Below are 18,187 nucleotides of genomic sequence, written 5' to 3' on the forward strand. Positions count from 1 at the left end.
CGCCCGCTGTTCGTCCAATCATTAGCCATTAGACGTTTAAGCAGGACGGCGGGCGGCCGCTCGCTCAACCGAGCCAAGCACTGCCCCAACAAGGAGCGACGGGCTGCCAGAGGCCAACAGTCATTGAACCGCCTCGCCGCTGTGAAAGCCTCCGTAGCCCAGCTGGCGGCACTCTTCCTTGAAGGCTCGAATTCACACCGTAGACAACCGGGCTGGAACGACATCAACGAAGCTGCTGGCTAGGGCCGTTGAGAGATCGTCGGACCCCAGATGCAGGCTCAGCACGTCATGACCGATTCCGCCGACCAGTTCACGGCTCGCTTCACTAATCGCGAGGCAGGCGGCGACCACACCAACAAAGGCTGCACCGACCGCAGTTCCAGCGAGCTCGACAGCGCCGCATACGTCCCGTTGCTTTAGATCCTCGAAGGCGTCGTTGTTGGGCAGCTCGGCGTTTTCCGACTGAGGCTCGGCCCAAGCGGGGACCTGCTGGCTCGCACGGGCGGCCGGGAAGCGGCGGATCTGGATCGCGTTAAAATCCAGGGCCCCGGAACCGAGTCCGGCGTCGATAGCGAGCGGCCAGCCGACGGCGCTGATGGCTCGCCGTGTGGCGAGGTTGTCGACGCCGAGGAGTGCGACGTGCGTGTCCTGCTGGGCAGCACGGGTGTTCTGGTCCAGTCGGCGCTCGATGAGGCTTGTGTCGAAGCCGAGCCTGTCAAGCGTTTCCGCGACCAGGCGCGTCTTGCGAGTGGGGGCCGGAAGCCGCGGCGTCAGCAGACCGGTGCTGTGATTCGCCTCGACTGCCTTGTCCACATCTTGCAGGACGACGGAGATCTGAGCTGGATCGGTATAAGGCAGCCAGGACAAAACCCATGCGTTGGCCTGTCCGAGGTGCCCGAGACCGACGAGCCACCAACTGGCGGGCGCGAAGGTGAACGGAGGACCGTCGCTGGACTCTGTTCCCGGGCGCCACAGGTTGAGGTTGAGCGGGCGGTGGCCGGCGTCGCTGCCTGGGCGGGCCTGCACGGCGCCGAAAGCCTCGTGCACACCGAGTGCAGCGGCGGTGATCGCGGCCAGAAGGTTTTCCGGAGAGTCACCCGACGCGGGCTCCAACCGCGCGCCCGGGTACACCCGAGCGGTCCAGCCGCTCCAATCAACCTGCAGAGTGATCGCGCGACCGGCCAAGTCGCGTGGATACTCGGTCGCGCAGATCAGCAGTACCGGCCAGTGTTTCGGCACGTCACGCAGATCCGAGGCCAGACAGGCTCCCTCGGCACCGACGACGTCAGCAACGGTGTGGCTGCGGTGCGGTCCGGCCGTCATCGCGCCACGGCCTTCGGCCACCACTACGACGTTGCCGAAGGCCCGTACGGCTGTGGCAATCGCGGTGCACAGTGCGGCTTGACCGGTGATGCGCTCGCAGATCTGTGGGTCGGTCGCGATGGCGATGCCGGTGGCCGCGTGGGCGGCGAGGACAGCCTCGAAGGTCGGATGGGTCCCGCCGTGCAAACCGATCAAAGCGGTGCGGTTGACGGCGTCAGCCTTCGGCACGTTCATGCTCTCCTCCAAAGGCGCTTCCACCTTGCGAGCAGGCGGGATAGCAATGGGCTGGCGTATCGCCCGCGGATGCATACGAGAGCCGCGGCCTGGGCCCCATATGAGGAGACCCACCGGCGTTGCTCTCGTACGTGGACGCCCAGCGCGTCAGCACTGGTCACACCGACGGCGAAGTGCGGAGCAATAAGGGCGACGTGCCCGTCGAGGGCGAGCATGGGGTGGGCAGCATCAACGGGACTCTGGGCGACCCGCTCGAAGGGGTGGGTGTGGATGTCCCCGACTACCCGGAGTCGATCGCGACGGCAGCGTGCGCTCAGAGCGGTGTATCCATCAGCATGGAATGTGATCGCGCCGGTCAGACAGCTGGGGTCGAGGTCGTCGTAGTACGCGACAGCGGTCACAGGCGTGGGCACCCGGTCCGAAGGGTGGTCGTGGTCGGTCAGCAGGAAGGCCCCGGACTCACGTCGGCCTTTTCCTCGGCGGGCGAGCTCGCGGATCAACTCATCGAACAGGGCGGCATCAAAGATCAGCCGGGGCGTGGTCATCAGATGCCTACCGACGGGAGGCGTGCGCCGGAGAGTGCGCGGTGCAGTTCCTGCAGGTAGAACCCGATGGTACGACTGCGACTCCAGGCTCGTTCTGGATGTTCAGTGGCCCAGTTGGGATGAGTGGCCAGGCCGACTCGGTCGCAGGGCAGGTACGGGGCGTCGCCGTTGCCTGGCGACCAGTCCGGACGGAAAACTTCAGGGTTACGACCGGTGATAGGCCACCGATCGACGGGCAGCAGAGTGTTACCGGCCAGGTCCCAAGGCCGGCCCGCTGGCGCCGCTAGCGGGTAGTCCTCGACGTCCAGACGCATGCCAGCCTCCGCACCGTCCCCGACTGTGATCGCGACGGTCAAGACCGGCCAGGCCATCTCGACGATGCGCCAGAATCCGGCGTCGACTCCGGCCTCGACCTGCGCAGACTGAAGGTCACGGCGCAGACGCGATTGGCAGGGGTCGACGCCGGGAGCCGAGGTGGTGGTCATCCCTGTGCTCGGACCGCGTGGACCAGGTCGAGAGCCACGGCGCACGAGCCCTTGGGAACGATTGAACCGATCGGCTCGGCGAGGCTCAGGTCCTCGGTGGTACCCGGCAGGCGAAGGACCAAGTCGGCTGCATCTTCATGAGCAATGCCGAACGCCTTGATTGCCCGGGCTCGGACCGTGCGGATGTGAGTCGCGGGGTGCGCGCGCACAAGCTTCTCCGCACCGCCATAAGCGACGGTGACCCCAATCTCGTGGCACTTGTGGATGACGACGTGGCCCGGCCCCTCACCGAAGAGCTCGACCACCGTCAGCTCGACGTCGAGCTCAGCCTCGTCGCCGACCCGGTAGACGCGCTCATCAGCCTCAACGGCCACAACATCGCCCAGCACCGCCATCGGCTCAACCTCGCGGGTCTGTGCCGGACCCGGTCCTGCCGCGTACGAGTGAAGCCTCATGACCTGCCCTTTTCTTCAAGAAGTTCCCCATACAGGTAACTCCTGTGACGGTAGTGCATCGATCATAGCGGATAGAAGTCGCGATTCCGGTAAAGATTTTTTCCCACTCACCCTCACCCTCCTGGTTGATCACGCCACCGGGAACGAGATAAGTTGGGGGCGATGCTCATGACGATCCCGGATGCTGGCCTCGGCGAAGTGCTCGCCTCCCAGACCCTGCTTGCCCAGGTCTGGCCCGACGCGGCACGGGAAGTCATGCTCCTGCTGCAGGTGCTCCGCTCCTCGATGCCATCACTGGCCGACGCCCTCGCGGTCGGGCTGATCGCGTTGGCGACACCGACAGCGCGGTCCGTCATCGAGCTGAATCACCAACGCGCCACGCTCACGGCCATCGGTCTCCGCGACGACGGCAGCCAGGTGGTGGTGCCCCACAAGCACCTGCACGAAATCACCTGGCTGGAGATCCAGGACGTCTGCGCTGACGGACGATCGGGATTGCGGGTACAGCAGTGAGCTCCGCCGCTTCCGAGTTCAAGCCCGACTGGGGACTCCATCCCGGCGCCGTGCTCAGCACAGTCCTCGACACGCGCGGGATGCGGCAAGTCGAACTTGCCGAGCGCACCGGGCTCTCACCGAAGCACGTCAACCAGATCGTCAAGCAAGTGATCGGGATCAGTCCGGACGTGTCGATCCTCCTCGAACGGGCGCTCGACGTACCTGCGGGCTTCTGGATGCGGGTCGACACCGACTATCAAGCGTTCGAGAGCCGACAACGCGCAGAAGCCGCCCTCGGCGACTACAGCACGTGGGCCAGCAAATTCCACACCGGCACCCTGCTGCGGCACGACATCATCGAGCCGGCCGATACCGGCGTCACTCGCGCCGAGAAACTCCTCAAGCTCTTCCAGGTCGCCACACCCGACGCCTTCACTCAGACCTGGCTGCGCCCCTCGGTCTCCTTCCGACGCAGTCAGGCGTTCACCGTCCACGAGCCCAATACCGCACTTTGGTTGTGCCTGGTGGAGCGCTCCGCCCGCGACCTGCCGGTCGAGCCGTTCAACGCCCGGAAGCTGCGTGCCGTCGCCAGGTCCATCCCGACAATGACGACGATGACCGTGCCCAACGGATTCGTAGCGGCTCGTGCCGCGCTCGCCGAAGCCGGCGTCGCCCTGACCTTCATTCGGGAGATTCCCGAAACCCGCGTCTGCGCAGCCACGTGGTGGATCAACGGCGAACGCCCCGCAATCGGCATCACGGAACGTCACCGGCGCTCAGACATCTTCTGGTTCAACCTGGTCCACGAGATCGGACACATCGCGCGTCATCCGCGCCGCACGAGCTTCCTCGATTTGGACATTCGGCGTGATGCCGCCGACCCCGCAGAAGAAGAAGCTGACTCCTTCGCAGTCGACACATTATTCCCCGACAAAAGCAGTGATTTGATTGCACAGGCGCGAAGCCAACGCGAGCTGATTATCATCGCAGCACGACTCGGTATCGGAGTCTCTGTAGTCGCTGGACGCTACGGCAAGCTGACTGAAGAATGGAAGTTGGTCAGTCGCCTGCGCGAGCAAATCACAGACGATGACATCGCGACTCTCGAAGCAATCGTCAACGAAACCTCTGCATAGGTCCGCCCACACACGCCTCAGTGCTGAGCCTCTAGCGCTACTCTAAGAGAAATTATTCACACTTGGCGAGATTCTTCTACATCCCTAGCCACCAAAGACTCGATCATATTCCCGATTGAAATCTGCACACTCGCGCAGATAAGCATCGATGTCAGTCTTGTATTTAAGGGCAATTCGATCGAACAACCACTTGTCGAATTCTCCAGCCTTGCGGGCATAGATGTCGACCGCATCAACGATGGCCACCACACCTCCCTGACCAGCAATCCACGCGCGCTGCGTGCCGTTCCACCCCTTCCACTCAAGCAAGGGTTCGCCAGGCAGGGTGAACGTGATCTCGCATGAGCCATGCCCAAACGTCTGGTTGCTCTGCGCCACAGGAAGCTGGGTGTGCGTGATGTAGTTACGCAAGCCCTTCAAGAATTCTGCGTGCGGGTTACTCTTAAACAGAGAGGCAATCTTGCCGCCATATTCATCCACCAGCACCTGGTCATCCTGGAAGTGCTTCTCCATAAAGCGGCGCTGCTGATCAACTCGCGTACTTAGCGCAGTAAGAACGTTGTGCAGAAGGCGCTCCGCCTCAGAGAGCAGCTCGTCATGCGCCCCGGGGTTTCGGATGTCAAAAATTGGATTAGAGAATTCGGGATCCTGCAACCTGGCAACAAGGGACTTGTACTGCGCAACGTTGCCCTGGAACACGTACCCTATCCGCTTTACTCGGTCTCCGAGCGCAATCGCCCGATATCCAGAGGAGGCATTGAGTCGCCTCTGCCAATCCACAAGGGAAGGCCGCCCCGCGCCTTCAGTAGTGATCTGCTCGCCAGCAGGCTCGGCCGGAACATCAGTGTCGGTCACGCTGGAAAACGTTACCGGTCGCACCGACCCGATGCCGATGTATTTCCGAGGGTAGGTTCATGCCCGGCCCCGAAGCTGGCATTGCAAGGGGCAGAGGTGTCGAGACGCTCACGGAGTGGCCGCCACGTCTACGCAACGCGGCACCTGAGCGGTGAGGAGAAATCCAGCCGGTACGAAGCACTCGGTGACGTAGGCGCAGCACTGGCTCGGAGGATGCTCTGGCCAGGAAGTACACGGCCCTGCCCGGCTCAGCTCTGGTCTCATTCGCGCCCATCCGGCGCCGTCTACGAGCGCCGGCACCACCCACTCCACCCCAGGTCAGAACACCCCGTCCCCCGTCGAGCCCCCGGACGAAGACTTGGAAGGCGCGTTGGGGGCAACCCGCCGAGCACGGCGGGCCTCGCCCCACCAGCAGGACAGGGCGGCGAGCCATCTCGCCTGAACAACCGGACTGTATAGCGGCGATCAGACTGGCGTGAGCACCGCCCGAAGGTCGGCAACGGGGCTAGGCCGGGCTCTCCATTGCCACGCGCAGGCTGGCGATCCCGCGGGATCTGTATGCCTTGACCGATCCGAGGCTGATACCCAGCGTCTGCGCGATCTGGGCCTCCGTCATATCGACGAAGTAGCACAGCACCAGAACTTCTCGCTGCCTGCGCTGGAGGGATTTCATCGCCTTGATGAGCGAATCCCGCTCCAACTGGTCATATGCGCCCTCCTCGGCGCTCGCCATGTCAGGCATCGGTTTGGACAGCAGCTTCAGACCAAGGAGGCGTCGGCGCAGTGCCGAGCGGGAAAGGTTCACAACCGTCTGCCGCAGTTGTGCGAGGACCTTCTCCGGGTCACGCGTTCGCCTGTTGCGGGAGTGCACCCGGATGAACGCCTCTTGGACGACGTCCTCGCTGGAGGCGGTGTCATCGAGGAGGAGAGCCGCAAGCGTTACCAGAGAGCGGTAGTGGCTTCGGTACAGGTTGACGAGCGCGTCCGCGGCGCGCTCTGGCGAGACGTCCAGGTTCTGGTGCGTACGCACTTCACGACTGCCAACGGAGGACCGGTCCAAGGCGTCCAGAAACCGGCCCGTTCGGTGCCCAGGGCTGTCTGCCGGAAGCGCACTCCAGTCGCCGTCAGCGGCCTGGATCTGCCGAATGCCGGTACGGGTGAGCTGTGAGTCTTCGGCGTCCGAGCTCTGCCGCGCGCTCTCCCCTGCACGGTCCACCAGCCCCGGGTCCAGACGACGTCGCACCGCGGTCATGGCTGGGCCTCCTCCCACAACTGGCTTCCACGCAAGGCGCGGCGCAAGCGGTACAGGCGTGCTCTCACACGATCCGCGGGCATGGCGAGCCTCGACGCGATCTCGGCAGGTCCGTGTCCCTCGATCCGCAGCTCGACAATCCGCCTGTTCGTCTCCTCCAGGGTGCTCAGGAAGTCGGCCACGATGTCTTCGCCGACGACATCCCCCTCCACGTCGACACTGACCTCCTCCAGCGGAAGCCAGGTGTCGATGTCGGCGCCGGTCCCTCCCAGTACCTCTCTATGACGGTGTTGGTACTCGCGGGCCCATCGGGCATGCGTGTCCTTGAAGACCAGGATGATCGCTCCGACGAAGTAGCTCCTCAGCGAGGCGCCGCCTTCCGGATCCCAGCGTCCACCGCTCAGCGCGTGCCGGTGGAAGTGCTGCAAGCCGGCCGCGACGGCGTCGTGCGCCAACTGCTCCCGCGCGTCCCCGTCTTCCCGGAGCAGTTCACGCAGTTCCTCCCATCCTTTGACGGGACGGTTGCGTTCAGCGCAACGCCGGTAGATCTCGCCGGTGATGAGCCATCTGCGCATCACCGGACGCCCGTACGCTGCCAGTTCGTTGCAGAAGATCTCGTACCGCACGCCGACGAAGCCGTCGCTTTTGAGCTCGGCAAACAGTTCGCGATCGGCCAGGAGATGTGAGGGCTGATCGGGACAACTCCCTGTCATGCCCTCGATATTGAGGGTGCCTCCGGGGATGCCGTCGGCCAGTTCTATCGAAGCGGACGGCGTCGGATCCATAACCCGATGAGGCCCGCGACGCGCCATGCTGCCGGACGCCCCGCTCCCCATCCGACCTCCCTGCGCGATGTCGCTACGCGGTCCCTCCGCGACACCGCAGCCAGCTACTCCACTTGTAGGGCAGGTGGTTGCCCGGCCGTGACGCGAATTTCAAAAAAATCTTGGCCACCTTGAAAACCGGCGTCACACACGCCCCACCGGACTCCCTATAGCTCGAACAACAGGGCGTCGACGAGCACCCCTCGTGACCGAACCGCCCGATCGAGACCTCCGCAGCCACGCATGGAGAACCACACCGTGAACCCAGCCGACCGCGACCCTTCCGGCACCCCACTGCTGACACTGCGGGCCGCCGTCATCCTGCTCCTGGGAGTACTCAGCGGTGTCGGTGCAGGGGTACTCACGTTCTTCGCCGGCAACGACCTCGCCACCTGCGCCATGGCAGGGTGCGGCTCCAGTGCCATGGCAGTGCTCTTCTTCCACAGCATCATCAACTGAACCGGCACGCACCTGCCCCCATCACGACTGCAATGCCCGGTTCCAGCCATCGTATGAAGCAGGATGCAGCGCGACGGTTCGGACCTGGCGGCGACCACGATCGGAGCCTTGGGTGCGTCCCGTGCCCAAGCCGTGCCCAAAAGACCGGACAGCCGCGGTAAACAGCGGTGCGAAACCACTTCTTGAAGCAGCGCCAAAAGCGATGTACTCCCAGGTCAGAAGCCTTGACCCCGTTCAAGCGCCGTCGCTTCCCAAGCTGAGAGTGCGAGTTCGATTCTCGTCACCCGCTCCATGAGAAACCCCCAGGTCGATGACCCGGGGGTTTTTGTTGTCTCGTCCTGTTCGGGTGGCGGGTAAAAGCAGGACGCACCCGTTGGTGCAGGGGACAGGAGCCTTTCCCTGGCGGGGGAGGGGGCGCCCGCCAGGGAAAGGGTGGGTCAGAAGACTCCCTTGTAGTTCTGCCAGCCTGTGGTGAGTTTGGTTCGGGGGGCGAAGGAGCCCTTGCCGTTGCCGTTGTTGCGGTAGAGGGTGCCGGAGGTGTCGCGGGAGACGAGGTCGGCCTTGCCGTCACCGGTGATGTCGCCGGCGCCGATCACGACGTCGTACGAGCCTCCCCAGTCGGTGAACAGCTTCACGCGGGTCTTGAACTTGCCCGTCGCCGTGCCGTCGTAGCGCCACAGTGCGTTCGACTTGTCCTGGGCCAGGAGGTCGCCGTGGCCGTCGCCGTCGAGGTCGCCGGCGCCCATGATCTTCTTGTAGCCGGTCCACTGGGACGCGATCTTCGTGCGGGCCGACAGCTTGCCCGTGCTCGTCGCCTTGTAGAGGTAGATGTCGCCGGTCGAGGACTGGCGGGCTATCAGGTCGGCCCGGCCGTCGCCCGTGATGTCGCCCGGCGAGGTCAGTACGTCGTACTGGGTCCAGCCGCTGGTGCCCAGCGAGGTGTAGGCGGTCGACGGGGTCACCGCCGCTCCGCACGCGGGCCGGTAGGCGCGCAGCGCGCCGCTGGTGTAGCGCACGAGGACGTCGTTGCACCGGTCGCCGTCCAGGTCTCCGTACGGGACGAACTTCGCGGTCGTCGGCCAGCCGTTGCCGGTCTTCTTGCCGGTCAGGGTCCCGGTGCCGGTGCCGTACTGGTAGGTCAGTCCGCCTGAGCCGTTGAGGGTGAGGACCTCGCCGAAGCCGTCCGCGGTGGCGAAGTCGCGTCGGACCGGGGTCGCGCCGGTGACCTTCAGGGTGCCGGTCCTCGTGAGGGCCGCGCCCGCGCCGTCGGCCGGGGTCGCGGTGAGCGTCCAGGTGTAGGCCCCGTTGGCGACCGGCTTGCCGGCCGTGTCCTTGCCGTTCCACGACGCCGCGAGGACACCCTGTGCGGTGCCGCCGGTCAGGGTGCGGACGGTCGTACCGGTGGCCTTGTTCCTCAGGTCCAGCTTCCAGGAGGCGGCGGCCTTCGACAGCCACCAACGGGGGTTCCAGGACGTGCTCTTGACGTCGACCGAGCCGGCCACGGAGGAGTCGAGCTGGGCCAGCGCCGAGACGGGGACGCCACTGGGCACCACGTGGGTGTTCTGCTTGCTGTCGACGTACGCGATCAGGCCGGTGTACGGGTCGACGTCCCAGGGTTCCCCGCCGGAGACGGTGGCCACGGAGTGCGTGACCGGGGTGGCGCCGCGGACGTCGGTCACCTTCAGCTCGCCGCCCGTGGCGGTGACGACGAAGCCGTCACCGAGCTTCGCGGTCCCCCAGGCGCCCTGGGTGAGGGTCAGCCTGTTCCCGGTGACGGTGTCGTAGACGCCCTGGCCCTCGCCCGAGCCGACGCACGACCACAGCAGCAGGCTGCCGACCGCCTGGAGGTTCTCCAGCAGGCACTTCGAGAACCCCACGGGGTCGCCCTGGGCGCCGGTGCGGACGTCGACCGGAACGGCGCCGTCGCTGCCGTCCCGCACCCACAGGGTGGTGCCCCACATCGTCATGCCGTGCGTCGCCGACGTGCGCACGGTGGCACCGGTGTCGAGATCGACGACCCTGGTCTCCGAACCGGCCGCGTCGGTGTACTCGGTGGCCATCGCGACATGACGGCCCTTGGCGTCCCAGACGTAGGTGTAGTCGTGGGCGGCGTCGACGGCCGTGCCGGGGGTCGGGCCCGTCGGCTGGACGACCCGGGGGACCGGGTCGCCGTCCGTGGACCGCAGGTTCCAGATCACCGTACGGCCGTCCCCGGTGCCCAGGAGGTTGGGCGAGGAGTCGGTGCTGACCCCGTGCGAGGTGCGGGTGCCCGCCGTGAGGGCGTCGCCGGTGGTGCCGATGTCCCGGCTGTAGAGATGGGCGCGGCCCTGGTCGCGGTCGAGTTCGGTGACGGTCAGGCGGCCGTTGTCCAGGGTGAGCCGCTGCACCGGGTCGGCGACCGGGCTCATCACGGAGGGGGCGACCTTCCGGACCACGGGGGTGCCGTCGGCGTCCGCGCGGACCAGGGTCACGCCGAAGTCGGCGGTGTCGGCGGCGCTGCCGGGCACCAGCAGGCCGCCGTCAGGGGTGGGGACGGCGAGCGCGAGGCTCTGCGAGCGGGCCAGCACGGCCTTGGTGGTCGAGCCGTCGGGGGCGAGCGCGTCGACGCGCCAGACGGGCAGGCTGCCGTCCTGGGCGCCGAGCGAGGAGTCGTAGCGGGAGACCAGGAGCTGGTCGCCGACCATGCCCAGCAGGTGCGTCGCGACATCGTCCCGCAGCGGCACCGTGCGGACCGTGGCGGTCAGGTCGTCGCGGGAGTGGACGGAGACCGTGCCGGAGCCGTCCCAGGACACCAGGTGGGTGGCGGTGAGCACCGTACGGCCCGTGGTGCTGACGGTGGGGTTGTACGGCAGCTCGACGAGCCTGCCCTCGTCGGCGTCGAGCCAGCCGCTGCGCAGCCCGCCGTCCACGCGGTACTGGACGACCGTGCCGTGGGCGTCGCCGACCGGGGAGTTGCCCGAGCTCAGGGCGGTGATGCCGTCCGGGACGTCCGCCGCCGCGCGGTCGCGCACCGTGCCGTCGTCCTGGAGGTCGAGCAGGTGGAACTTGTGGCCGCTCGACGAGACGGTCGTGACGACGGTCCGGCCGAGCGTCCCCTGGTAGGTGTGGCCGCCCGGGAGCGCGAGCGTCGTCAGCGCCCCGCCCGCGGCCATGTCCCGCAGGGTCACGGCCCGCGTGTCGTCGTCGTAGCGGGCGACGACGTCCGATCCGGCGCCGAAGTCGGGCATGCCCCACACCTCGGTGGCCGAGGCGTCCACCACCGTGTCCTCACCGGTGTAGGTGGTCCACAGATGGCCGCGCCCCGGTTCGTAGCGCAGGAAGCCGGAGGCTCCGGCGCTGAACAGGGCGGTCGCGGGCCGCAGGGACGTCTGTGCCGGGATGACCACCTCGGCGGTCGCGGCCGCGTGCGCGTCGAGGCTCAGCGGTCCCGGACCCAGGGTCAGGGCGAACGAGGCGGCGACGGCGATACCGCCATGAACGAGGGCACGTCTGCCCACTGGTTTCCTCCACGGGAGCCGAAAGAGACGACACTTGCACGATCAAGACCCGGCAAAGAGCGACAAGGTTGCGGTCGTGGGAGGCGGCGCTTCGGGAGCCGAGGGCCGTACCGGTGAGTGACCCAGGCCACAGGAACTCCTCCGGTGCCGTGGAGAGAAGTGGTTGTGAGGGAGTCAGAGAACGAGGTGCGGCGCCGTGTGCGCGAGGGGGATCGCGAGGCGTTCGCCCAGTTGTACGAGGAGTTCGCCCGGGCCGTGTACCACCACGGGCTGCGGCTGACCGGTGACTGGTCGACCGCCGAGGAGATCATGTCCGAGACCTTCCTGGCCGCGTGGCGGACCCGTGAGCGGGTGCACGAGGACGGCGGGTCGCTGCTGCCCTGGCTGCTGGGGATCGCCACCCACAAGGCGGACAACGCCCGCCGGGCCCGGCGCAGGCGGCAGCTGTTCCTGGCGCGTCAGCCGCAGCCGCCCGCGGAGGAGGACTTCGCGCCCCGGACGGTCGAACGGCTCGACGACGCACGGCAGTTGCGGGCCGTGCAGGTCGCGCTGGGCCGGCTGCGGCGGCAGGAGCGGGAGGTGCTGGCGCTGTGCGTGTGGTCCGGCCTGGACTACCGGCAGACGGCCGAGGCGCTGGGCATCGCCGTCGGCACCGTGCGCTCGCGGCTCTCGCGGGCCCGTAAGAAGCTCGCGCGGCTCGCGGAACGCGTGGAACTCGCGGAGGAAGAACGGGAACCCGCGGTCACCCGCGGAGAGATGACCGGTGCGGCCGCGATCGCGGCCCGGCCCGTACGGGAGGAGCTCGCATGAACGACAGGACCACCGGCGCTTGTCCGGAGCGCGACGGCGACCGCGAGGAGATCGCCCGTCTGCTCCCGGTCCCGGCCTGCCGGGACCTCCCGCGCGAGCGGCACCTTCGTCACAAGGAACTGCTGATGGAACTCATCGACCGCGACCAGGCGGCCCCTGCCCGTACCCGTACCCGGCCGCCCTTCCGTCCGGCCCTGCGGCTGCCGCGGCCCGCGCTGCTGGTGCCGGCGACCGCGCTGGCCCTGGCCGGCGCGCTGGCCGCGGGCCTCGCCCTGCACGACGGCGGCCCGGCGCCCGCCGCCGGTGGCTCGCACGGCGCGGCCACGGACATGGCCCCCGCCGCGGCCCTGCTGGGCCGGCTCTCCACCGCCGCCGGGGAGCGCGCCACGCCCGCCGTGCGCGACGACCAGTTCGTCTACACCCGGGAGAAGACCCGGGGGGCCGATCTGACCAGCGGGAAGGCGGTCCTCGGCCCGCTGACGGACCGCGAGGTGTGGGCCGCGCAGGACCCGAAGCCCCTGCACAAGCTCGGCCTGGTCCGCGAGGGCGGTGAGACCTTCGCCCTCAACGCCGAGTTCGGCGACACCGACGGCACCCCGGCCGGGCTCGGCCGGCCGACCTACCGCTGGCTCGGCTCCCTGCCCACCGATCCCGACAAGCTGCTGACCTACCTCTACGCCCACACCCCGCACGCCGAGGGCCGGGGGCGTGACCAGGCGGTGTTCGAGCAGATCGGGGCCCTGCTCGGCGGGGTGACGCCGCCCGCCACGGCCGCCGCCCTGTACCGGGCCGCGGCGAGGATCCCCGGAGTCGTCCCCGCCCCGCAGGCCCGCGACGCGATCGGCCGCCGGGGCCTCGGCATCGCCCGCGACGACACCCGGTACGGGGTGCGCACCGAGTGGGTCTTCGACGAGAAGGACTTCACCTACCTCGGCTCCCGCAGCTATCTCGTCGAGGACACCTCGTACGGCAGGACCGGGACGCTCCTGTCCAGCGAGGCCGAACTGGAACTGGCCGTGGTCGACAAGGCGGGCCAGGAACCCGACAGCGCCGGCTGAGCCGTTGCCCCGCCCCCGGTTGTCCCCGAAATTCCCCGGAATTGTTCTTGATCGGTAACGGACGCATCCTCCGGGGCGGGATCGTCGTCCTGGGGTGTGGGTCGGGTGGCGGCCGTGGGGTCGGCGGGGAACTACGGGAAAGCGGGGCGGAGATGGCGCGGCACGGTGGCGGGCGGGGCTGGTACGGCAAGGTGATCGGGGCGGCGCTCGGGGTGACCCTGCTCGCGGGCGGGGCCTCCGTGTGGACCGCGCAGGCCGGCCCCGTGACGGACACGCCGGCGAAGGCGAGCGCCACGCCGCGGGTGAAGCCGGTGGACGTGACGATCGTGCACGCCTCGGACGCGGGCGCGCGGGGCGTCAACATCACCATCGACGACGGGCCGGACCCGGTCTGGACGCCCCAAGTCCTGGACGTGCTGCGGCAGTACCACGTGAAGGCGACGTTCTGCATGGTGGGGACGCAGGCCAAGGCGTACCCGGAGCTGGTGAAGAAGGTCGTCGCGGAGGGGCACCGGCTCTGCGACCACTCCGTCTCGCACGACACCACGATGGACAAGCAGTCCCAGACGTACCAGTCGCAGCAGATCCTCGACGCCGAGCGCATGATCACCGAGGCGTCCGGGGGTGTGCGGCCGATGTACTACCGGGCGCCGGGCGGGGCGTTCACCCCCTACAGCCGCAAGCTCGCCGCGTCCCGCGGCATGCGTCCGCTGGGCTGGAACGTGGACACCAAGGACTTCGAACTCCCGGGCACGGACGCCATCGTGGCCACCGTGCAGCAGGAGATCTCCAACGGCCCGACCCTTCTCTTCCACGACGCGGGCGGCGACCGCGAGCAGACCGTCGAGGCGTTGCGCCGCGTCCTGCCGTGGCTGAAGGGGCAGGGGTACACGTTCGGGTTCCCCGTGCGCTGAACCCCGGCACCGGCGGCCCCGCCGGTGACGGCAGCCCTGGCGGCCCTTTGGTACGTACCCGAACAAGTTACTCGCAGGTTTCTCGTGACTTGTTTCGCGCTTCTCAGTAGAACCCGTTTCGATTGGAGAAGCGAAAGGGGATCTACATGGACTCCATATCAGCCAGACAGCTGGAAGGAAGAGGTCTCTCCCGCCGTCGATTCATTGGTGGAACAAGTTCTATTCTGGGCGCTGTCGCCCTGGGTTCGCTGCATGTTCCGGCCGCCGCCGCGATCGAGCCCGGCGCGCAGGTCGACGCACTGGTCATCGGCACCGGATACGGCGGTTCCGTCACCGCGCTGCGGCTCGCGCAGGCCGGGGTGGACGTACAGATGGTGGAGATGGGCATGGCCTGGGACACCCCGGGCACGGACGGAAAGATCTTCGCCAACACCACCAGCCCGGACTACCGTTCGTTCTGGCTGCGCACCCGCACCAAGCAGCCGCTGAGCAACTTCCTCGGTTTCCCGATCGACAAGGACGTACCGAAGTACACGGGCGTCCTGGACGCCGAGGAGATGGGCGGCATCATCGTCTACCAGGGGCGCGGCGTCGGCGGCGGCTCCCTCGTCAACGGCGGCATGGCGGTCACACCGGACCGCTCCCGCTTCCCCGGGGTGCTCCCCTCGGTCGACGCCGACGAGATGTACGACGTCTACTACCCGCGGGCCAACAGCACGCTCGGCGCCGCCACCGTCGACCCGGACTGGTTCGAGACGGCGGACTGCTACCAGTACGCGCGCGTGGGCCGCAAGCACGCGCAGCGCTCCGGGTTCCCCTTCCGGTTCGTGCCCAGCGTCTACGACTGGGACTACATGAAGAAGGAGGCCGCGGGCACCGTCACCAAGTCGGCGCTGGCCGCCGAGATCCTGTACGGCAACAACTACGGCAAGAAGTCCCTCCAGAAGACCTACCTCGCGCAGGCCCGCGCGACCGGCAGGGTCGCCGTCTCGGCGCTGCACAAGGTCACTTCGGTCTCCCCGGCCACCGGCGGCGGCTACTCGGTGACCATGGAGCAGCTCGACACCACCGGGGCCGTCACCGCCACCAAGACCGTCACCGCCCGGCGGGTGTTCTTCGCCGCGGGCAGCGTCGGCACCAGCAAGCTCCTGGTCAAGCTGAAGGCCACCGGCGCGCTCTCCGCCCTCAGCTCCGAGGTCGGCAACGGCTGGGGAGAGAACGGCAACGTCATGTGCGGGCGCGCCAACCACCTGTGGGACCCGACCGGTTCGCTCCAGTCGTCGATGCCGACGGCCGGGATCGACAACTGGGCGGCGGGCGGCGCGTTCGCCGAGGTGGCACCGCTGCCGACCGGCATCGAGACCTGGGCGTCGTTCTACCTGTCCATCACCAACAACCCGAACCGCGCGCAGTTCACGTACAACGCGTCCACCGGCCAGGTGCAGTTGAACTGGCAGACCGCGTGGAAGCAGGCCTCGATCGACATGGCGAAGACCATCTTCGACAAGATCAACGCCACCGAGGGGACCATCTACCGCACGGACCTCTTCGGCACGTACAAGATCTGGGGCGACCATCTGACGTACCACCCGCTCGGTGGCGCCGTGCTCAACAAGGCGACCGACAACTACGGTCGGCTGCGCGGCTATGCGGGCCTGTACGTGATGGACGGCGCGCTCATCCCGGGGAACGTCACCGTCAATCCCTTCGTGACGATCACCGCGCTCGCCGAGCGCAACATCGAGAAGATCGTCGCCGAGGACTTCTGAGCCGCTCCCCGCGCTCCGTCCGCTCAGCCCGCTCCGTCCGCTCCATCCGTCCCACCCGCTCCGCGGGCCGTGGCCGTCGTGCCCCGGCCCGCTCCTGGCCGCACCCCCGCCGGAGAGCCCCCTCTCACGCGCTCCCCGCCGACGGCAGCACGCACACGCTGTCCAGTCCGAGCACATGGTTGAGCCGCCCGAACGCCAGCCACGAACCGATGCACATGCTCAGTTCGACGATCTCGGCCTGGGTGTAGTGGGCCTTCATCCGGTCCCAGAACGCGTCGTCCAGGTTGTGGTGGTCGAGCGCGTACCGCTCGGCGTACTCGGCGGCCAGCCGGGTCCGTTCGTCGAAGACGTCGGTCGTACGCCATTGCCCGACCGCGTCCAGGAACCCCTCGTCGACCTTGCGGCCGTCGCGTTCGGTGCGCCAGTCCAGGCAGAACAGACAGCCGTTGATCTGCGCGACACGCAGCCGGGCGGCCTCGAACTCGCTGAGCCCGAGAGTCGTGTACTCGTAGACGGACAGGGAGTAGGTGCTGGCGGCCTGGCCGATCCTGGGCACCATCTCGCCCCACACGTACGGGATGGGCTCTTCGCCCTCGGGAATGTCGATGCGCATGGTCACTTCTTCCCCAGTCTGCCCACCGCGGGCCGCAGCGGGACGTCGAGTGCGTCATAGAGGCCGGGTCCGGCGTCGGCGAGCCAGTCGATGGCGTTGACCAGGCGGCCCGCCGCGGTCGCGTTGCCGCCCGCCGCCCGGTTCTCCCCCTCGTCCGTCGCCTCGACGGTGACCTCGATACGGGGGCGCCCCTCGACGATCACCCGGTGGGCGCCCGCCCCGCCGTCGGGCGGCACGGGCCAGTCCGGGGCGCAGGAGGCGTGGATGCGGGTGACGTGCTCGACGACGATCCGGGGCGTGCCGTCGACGATGCCCTGGACCTCCAAGCGGATCGCGCCCTGGGTGCCGGCCGCGAACTCCCCCATCCCCTCGGTGCGTACGGCCGTCTCCAGCGGGCGCCGCTCCAACGTCTCCTCGATGGCGTCCAGTTCGACGCCGAGGGCACGGGCCATCATCCGCAGCTGGCCGCCCCAGATCATCGTGGGGATGCCCTCGACGAGCATGAGCGGCTGGTGGTCCAGCGGATGCCCCATGCCGATGAGGTCGCGGACGGCCTCCTCCTGGTCGTACGTCGAGTAGTCGAAGATCTCCTGGCAGCGCAGCACGTCGATGTCCGACCCCAACCCGCTGACCAGCAAGGGGAGTACGTCGTTGGCCCAGCCGGGGTCGACGCCCGACACGAACAGCGTGCCGCCGCCCTCCTCGGCGGCCCGCACGAGGACGTCGCGGATCTCCGCGGGCGCGTTCACGCAGTCGTACATGCCGTACAGGGACGGGGTGACGACCACCGCGCCGGTGCGCAGCGCGCGGGCGATGTCCTCGATCGCGCCGTCCGGGCGGACGTCGCCGGACGCCGCGTAGACGACCGCGCGCGGGGCCGCGGCGAGCACCCCGGCCACGTCGTCCGTCGCCGCCACGCCGAGACGGCGGCCGAGGTCCGCGAGTTCGCCCGCGTCCTTGCCGACCTTGGCGGGGTTCGACACCAGCACGGCCACCAGGCTGAGCGTCGGATGTGCGGCGACGGCCCTGACGGCCGCGCGCCCGACGTTGCCCGTGCCCCAGACCACCGTGGGAATCATGCGCCGGAGGGTAACCACGGCCCCTGGAACTTCCCATAGCCGTGCACGAGGAAAAGCGGCGGCCCCGCACGAGGCGGGCCCGCCGGGGTCAGCGGGTGCGGGTGGCCGGCCTGCGCCTGCGCAGCACCCGCACGGCGACGACGGAGGCGCCGGCCGCCGCGACGGCCGCGCCGATCGCGAGGCCCTTGACGGCGTCCTCCTTGTCCTGGGCCGGGATGCCGTCGGAAGCCGGAGCCGAGGCGGCGGCGGTGGCGGGCACGGCGGCGGTCCGCGCGACGGCGGCCGGCGGGAGCAGGACCGTCAGCCCCAGGGCGGCGGCCGGAGCCAGGGCGGACCAGAGGGGGAGGCGCGGCAGACGCGGGCCGGGGAGGAACACGGCGCGGA

At 68.3% G+C, this 18,187-nt stretch carries 17 protein-coding genes; 7 read left to right on the forward strand and 10 right to left on the reverse strand.

The window, feature by feature from the left end:
• Nucleotides 1-192 precede the first annotated feature (192 nt).
• The 3 genes from ACIPSE_RS15125 to ACIPSE_RS15135 form a co-directional block, all read right to left on the reverse strand.
• Complete coding sequence (locus tag ACIPSE_RS15125) at nt 193-1,557, reverse strand: hypothetical protein (protein WP_401662414.1); 1,365 nt, start codon at nt 1,555-1,557, stop codon at nt 193-195.
• A gap of 544 nt (nt 1,558-2,101) precedes the next feature.
• The gene (locus ACIPSE_RS15130; RefSeq protein ID WP_401662416.1) at nt 2,102-2,587 is read right to left on the reverse strand and encodes a hypothetical protein; all 486 of its coding nucleotides are present in this window, start codon (nt 2,585-2,587) and stop codon (nt 2,102-2,104) included.
• Complete coding sequence (locus tag ACIPSE_RS15135; RefSeq protein ID WP_401662418.1) at nt 2,584-2,982, reverse strand: hypothetical protein; 399 nt, start codon at nt 2,980-2,982, stop codon at nt 2,584-2,586. The genes ACIPSE_RS15130 and ACIPSE_RS15135 overlap by 4 nt, the downstream gene beginning before the upstream one ends.
• Nucleotides 2,983-3,204: 222 nt before the next feature.
• Between ACIPSE_RS15135 and ACIPSE_RS15140 the strand changes: the two genes are divergently transcribed.
• Both ACIPSE_RS15140 and ACIPSE_RS15145 read left to right on the forward strand, forming a co-directional pair.
• On the forward strand, nt 3,205-3,555 hold the full coding sequence (locus ACIPSE_RS15140; protein ID WP_401662420.1) for a hypothetical protein: 351 nt from the start codon (nt 3,205-3,207) through the stop codon (nt 3,553-3,555).
• Nucleotides 3,552-4,673, forward strand: coding sequence for a helix-turn-helix domain-containing protein (locus ACIPSE_RS15145; protein ID WP_401662422.1), 1,122 nt, complete (start codon nt 3,552-3,554; stop codon nt 4,671-4,673). Before ACIPSE_RS15140 ends, ACIPSE_RS15145 begins: the two co-directional genes overlap by 4 nt.
• An 84-nt stretch (nt 4,674-4,757) precedes the next feature.
• On the opposite strand, the gene ACIPSE_RS15150 is transcribed toward ACIPSE_RS15145, so the two are convergent.
• The 3 genes from ACIPSE_RS15150 to ACIPSE_RS15160 all read right to left on the reverse strand — a co-directional run bounded on the left by ACIPSE_RS15150 (nt 4,758) and on the right by ACIPSE_RS15160 (nt 7,565).
• The gene (locus tag ACIPSE_RS15150) at nt 4,758-5,528 is read right to left on the reverse strand and encodes a hypothetical protein (protein ID WP_401662424.1); all 771 of its coding nucleotides are present in this window, start codon (nt 5,526-5,528) and stop codon (nt 4,758-4,760) included.
• 505 nt (nt 5,529-6,033) lie between these two features.
• Nucleotides 6,034-6,558, reverse strand: a complete 525-nt coding sequence (locus ACIPSE_RS15155) for a SigE family RNA polymerase sigma factor (RefSeq protein WP_401663107.1) — start codon at nt 6,556-6,558, stop codon at nt 6,034-6,036.
• Between the two features lie 218 nt (nt 6,559-6,776).
• Nucleotides 6,777-7,565: a sigma factor-like helix-turn-helix DNA-binding protein gene (locus ACIPSE_RS15160; protein WP_401662426.1), complete on the reverse strand. Its 789-nt coding sequence runs from the start codon at nt 7,563-7,565 to the stop codon at nt 6,777-6,779.
• Nucleotides 7,566-7,847: 282 nt separating this feature from the next.
• Here ACIPSE_RS15160 and ACIPSE_RS15165 point away from each other — a divergent pair, with 282 nt between their 5' ends.
• On the forward strand, nt 7,848-8,063 hold the full coding sequence (locus tag ACIPSE_RS15165) for a hypothetical protein (protein WP_401662427.1): 216 nt from the start codon (nt 7,848-7,850) through the stop codon (nt 8,061-8,063).
• 437 nt (nt 8,064-8,500) lie between these two features.
• Here ACIPSE_RS15165 and ACIPSE_RS15170 read toward each other — a convergent pair whose 3' ends face one another.
• Complete coding sequence (locus tag ACIPSE_RS15170) at nt 8,501-11,560, reverse strand: FG-GAP-like repeat-containing protein (protein WP_401662429.1); 3,060 nt, start codon at nt 11,558-11,560, stop codon at nt 8,501-8,503.
• A 186-nt stretch (nt 11,561-11,746) separates the two neighbouring features.
• Between ACIPSE_RS15170 and ACIPSE_RS15175 the strand changes: the two genes are divergently transcribed.
• From ACIPSE_RS15175 to ACIPSE_RS15190, 4 genes are all read left to right on the forward strand, one after another.
• On the forward strand, nt 11,747-12,370 hold the full coding sequence (locus tag ACIPSE_RS15175; protein WP_401663109.1) for an RNA polymerase sigma factor: 624 nt from the start codon (nt 11,747-11,749) through the stop codon (nt 12,368-12,370).
• Nucleotides 12,367-13,428: a CU044_5270 family protein gene (locus ACIPSE_RS15180; protein WP_401662431.1), complete on the forward strand. Its 1,062-nt coding sequence runs from the start codon at nt 12,367-12,369 to the stop codon at nt 13,426-13,428. The genes ACIPSE_RS15175 and ACIPSE_RS15180 overlap by 4 nt, the downstream gene beginning before the upstream one ends.
• A gap of 152 nt (nt 13,429-13,580) precedes the next feature.
• Complete coding sequence (locus ACIPSE_RS15185; protein ID WP_401662433.1) at nt 13,581-14,342, forward strand: polysaccharide deacetylase family protein; 762 nt, start codon at nt 13,581-13,583, stop codon at nt 14,340-14,342.
• A 146-nt stretch (nt 14,343-14,488) separates the two neighbouring features.
• On the forward strand, nt 14,489-16,111 hold the full coding sequence (locus ACIPSE_RS15190; RefSeq protein ID WP_401662435.1) for a GMC oxidoreductase: 1,623 nt from the start codon (nt 14,489-14,491) through the stop codon (nt 16,109-16,111).
• Between the two features lie 124 nt (nt 16,112-16,235).
• On the opposite strand, the gene ACIPSE_RS15195 is transcribed toward ACIPSE_RS15190, so the two are convergent.
• The 3 genes from ACIPSE_RS15195 to ACIPSE_RS15205 form a co-directional block, all read right to left on the reverse strand.
• Nucleotides 16,236-16,724, reverse strand: a complete 489-nt coding sequence (locus ACIPSE_RS15195; RefSeq protein WP_401662437.1) for a carboxymuconolactone decarboxylase family protein — start codon at nt 16,722-16,724, stop codon at nt 16,236-16,238.
• Between the two features lie 2 nt (nt 16,725-16,726).
• On the reverse strand, nt 16,727-17,803 hold the full coding sequence (locus ACIPSE_RS15200; RefSeq protein WP_401662439.1) for a dihydrodipicolinate reductase: 1,077 nt from the start codon (nt 17,801-17,803) through the stop codon (nt 16,727-16,729).
• Nucleotides 17,804-17,891: 88 nt separating this feature from the next.
• Nucleotides 17,892-18,179: a hypothetical protein gene (locus tag ACIPSE_RS15205; RefSeq protein WP_401662441.1), complete on the reverse strand. Its 288-nt coding sequence runs from the start codon at nt 18,177-18,179 to the stop codon at nt 17,892-17,894.
• Nucleotides 18,180-18,187: the final 8 nt, after the last annotated feature.

The organism is Streptomyces sp. NPDC090106, assembly GCF_044747265.1.
In the GTDB taxonomy this organism is placed as follows: domain Bacteria; phylum Actinomycetota; class Actinomycetes; order Streptomycetales; family Streptomycetaceae; genus Streptomyces.

What these genes read in the sequence shown, in the direction of transcription:
- ACIPSE_RS15125 (WP_401662414.1), bottom strand. Translation starts at nt 1,557, where the DNA reads ATGAACGTGCCGAAGGCTGACGCCGTCAACCGCACCGCTTTGATCGGT.
- ACIPSE_RS15160 (WP_401662426.1), bottom strand. Translation starts at nt 7,565, where the DNA reads ATGGATCCGACGCCGTCCGCTTCGATAGAACTGGCCGACGGCATCCCC.
- ACIPSE_RS15130 (WP_401662416.1), bottom strand. Translation starts at nt 2,587, where the DNA reads ATGACCACCACCTCGGCTCCCGGCGTCGACCCCTGCCAATCGCGTCTG.
- ACIPSE_RS15140 (WP_401662420.1), top strand. Translation starts at nt 3,205, where the DNA reads ATGCTCATGACGATCCCGGATGCTGGCCTCGGCGAAGTGCTCGCCTCC.
- ACIPSE_RS15195 (WP_401662437.1), bottom strand. Translation starts at nt 16,724, where the DNA reads ATGCGCATCGACATTCCCGAGGGCGAAGAGCCCATCCCGTACGTGTGG.
- ACIPSE_RS15185 (WP_401662433.1), top strand. Translation starts at nt 13,581, where the DNA reads ATGGCGCGGCACGGTGGCGGGCGGGGCTGGTACGGCAAGGTGATCGGG.
- ACIPSE_RS15190 (WP_401662435.1), top strand. Translation starts at nt 14,489, where the DNA reads ATGGACTCCATATCAGCCAGACAGCTGGAAGGAAGAGGTCTCTCCCGC.
- ACIPSE_RS15200 (WP_401662439.1), bottom strand. Translation starts at nt 17,803, where the DNA reads ATGATTCCCACGGTGGTCTGGGGCACGGGCAACGTCGGGCGCGCGGCC.
- ACIPSE_RS15135 (WP_401662418.1), bottom strand. Translation starts at nt 2,982, where the DNA reads ATGGCGGTGCTGGGCGATGTTGTGGCCGTTGAGGCTGATGAGCGCGTC.
- ACIPSE_RS15180 (WP_401662431.1), top strand. Translation starts at nt 12,367, where the DNA reads ATGAACGACAGGACCACCGGCGCTTGTCCGGAGCGCGACGGCGACCGC.
- ACIPSE_RS15165 (WP_401662427.1), top strand. Translation starts at nt 7,848, where the DNA reads ATGGAGAACCACACCGTGAACCCAGCCGACCGCGACCCTTCCGGCACC.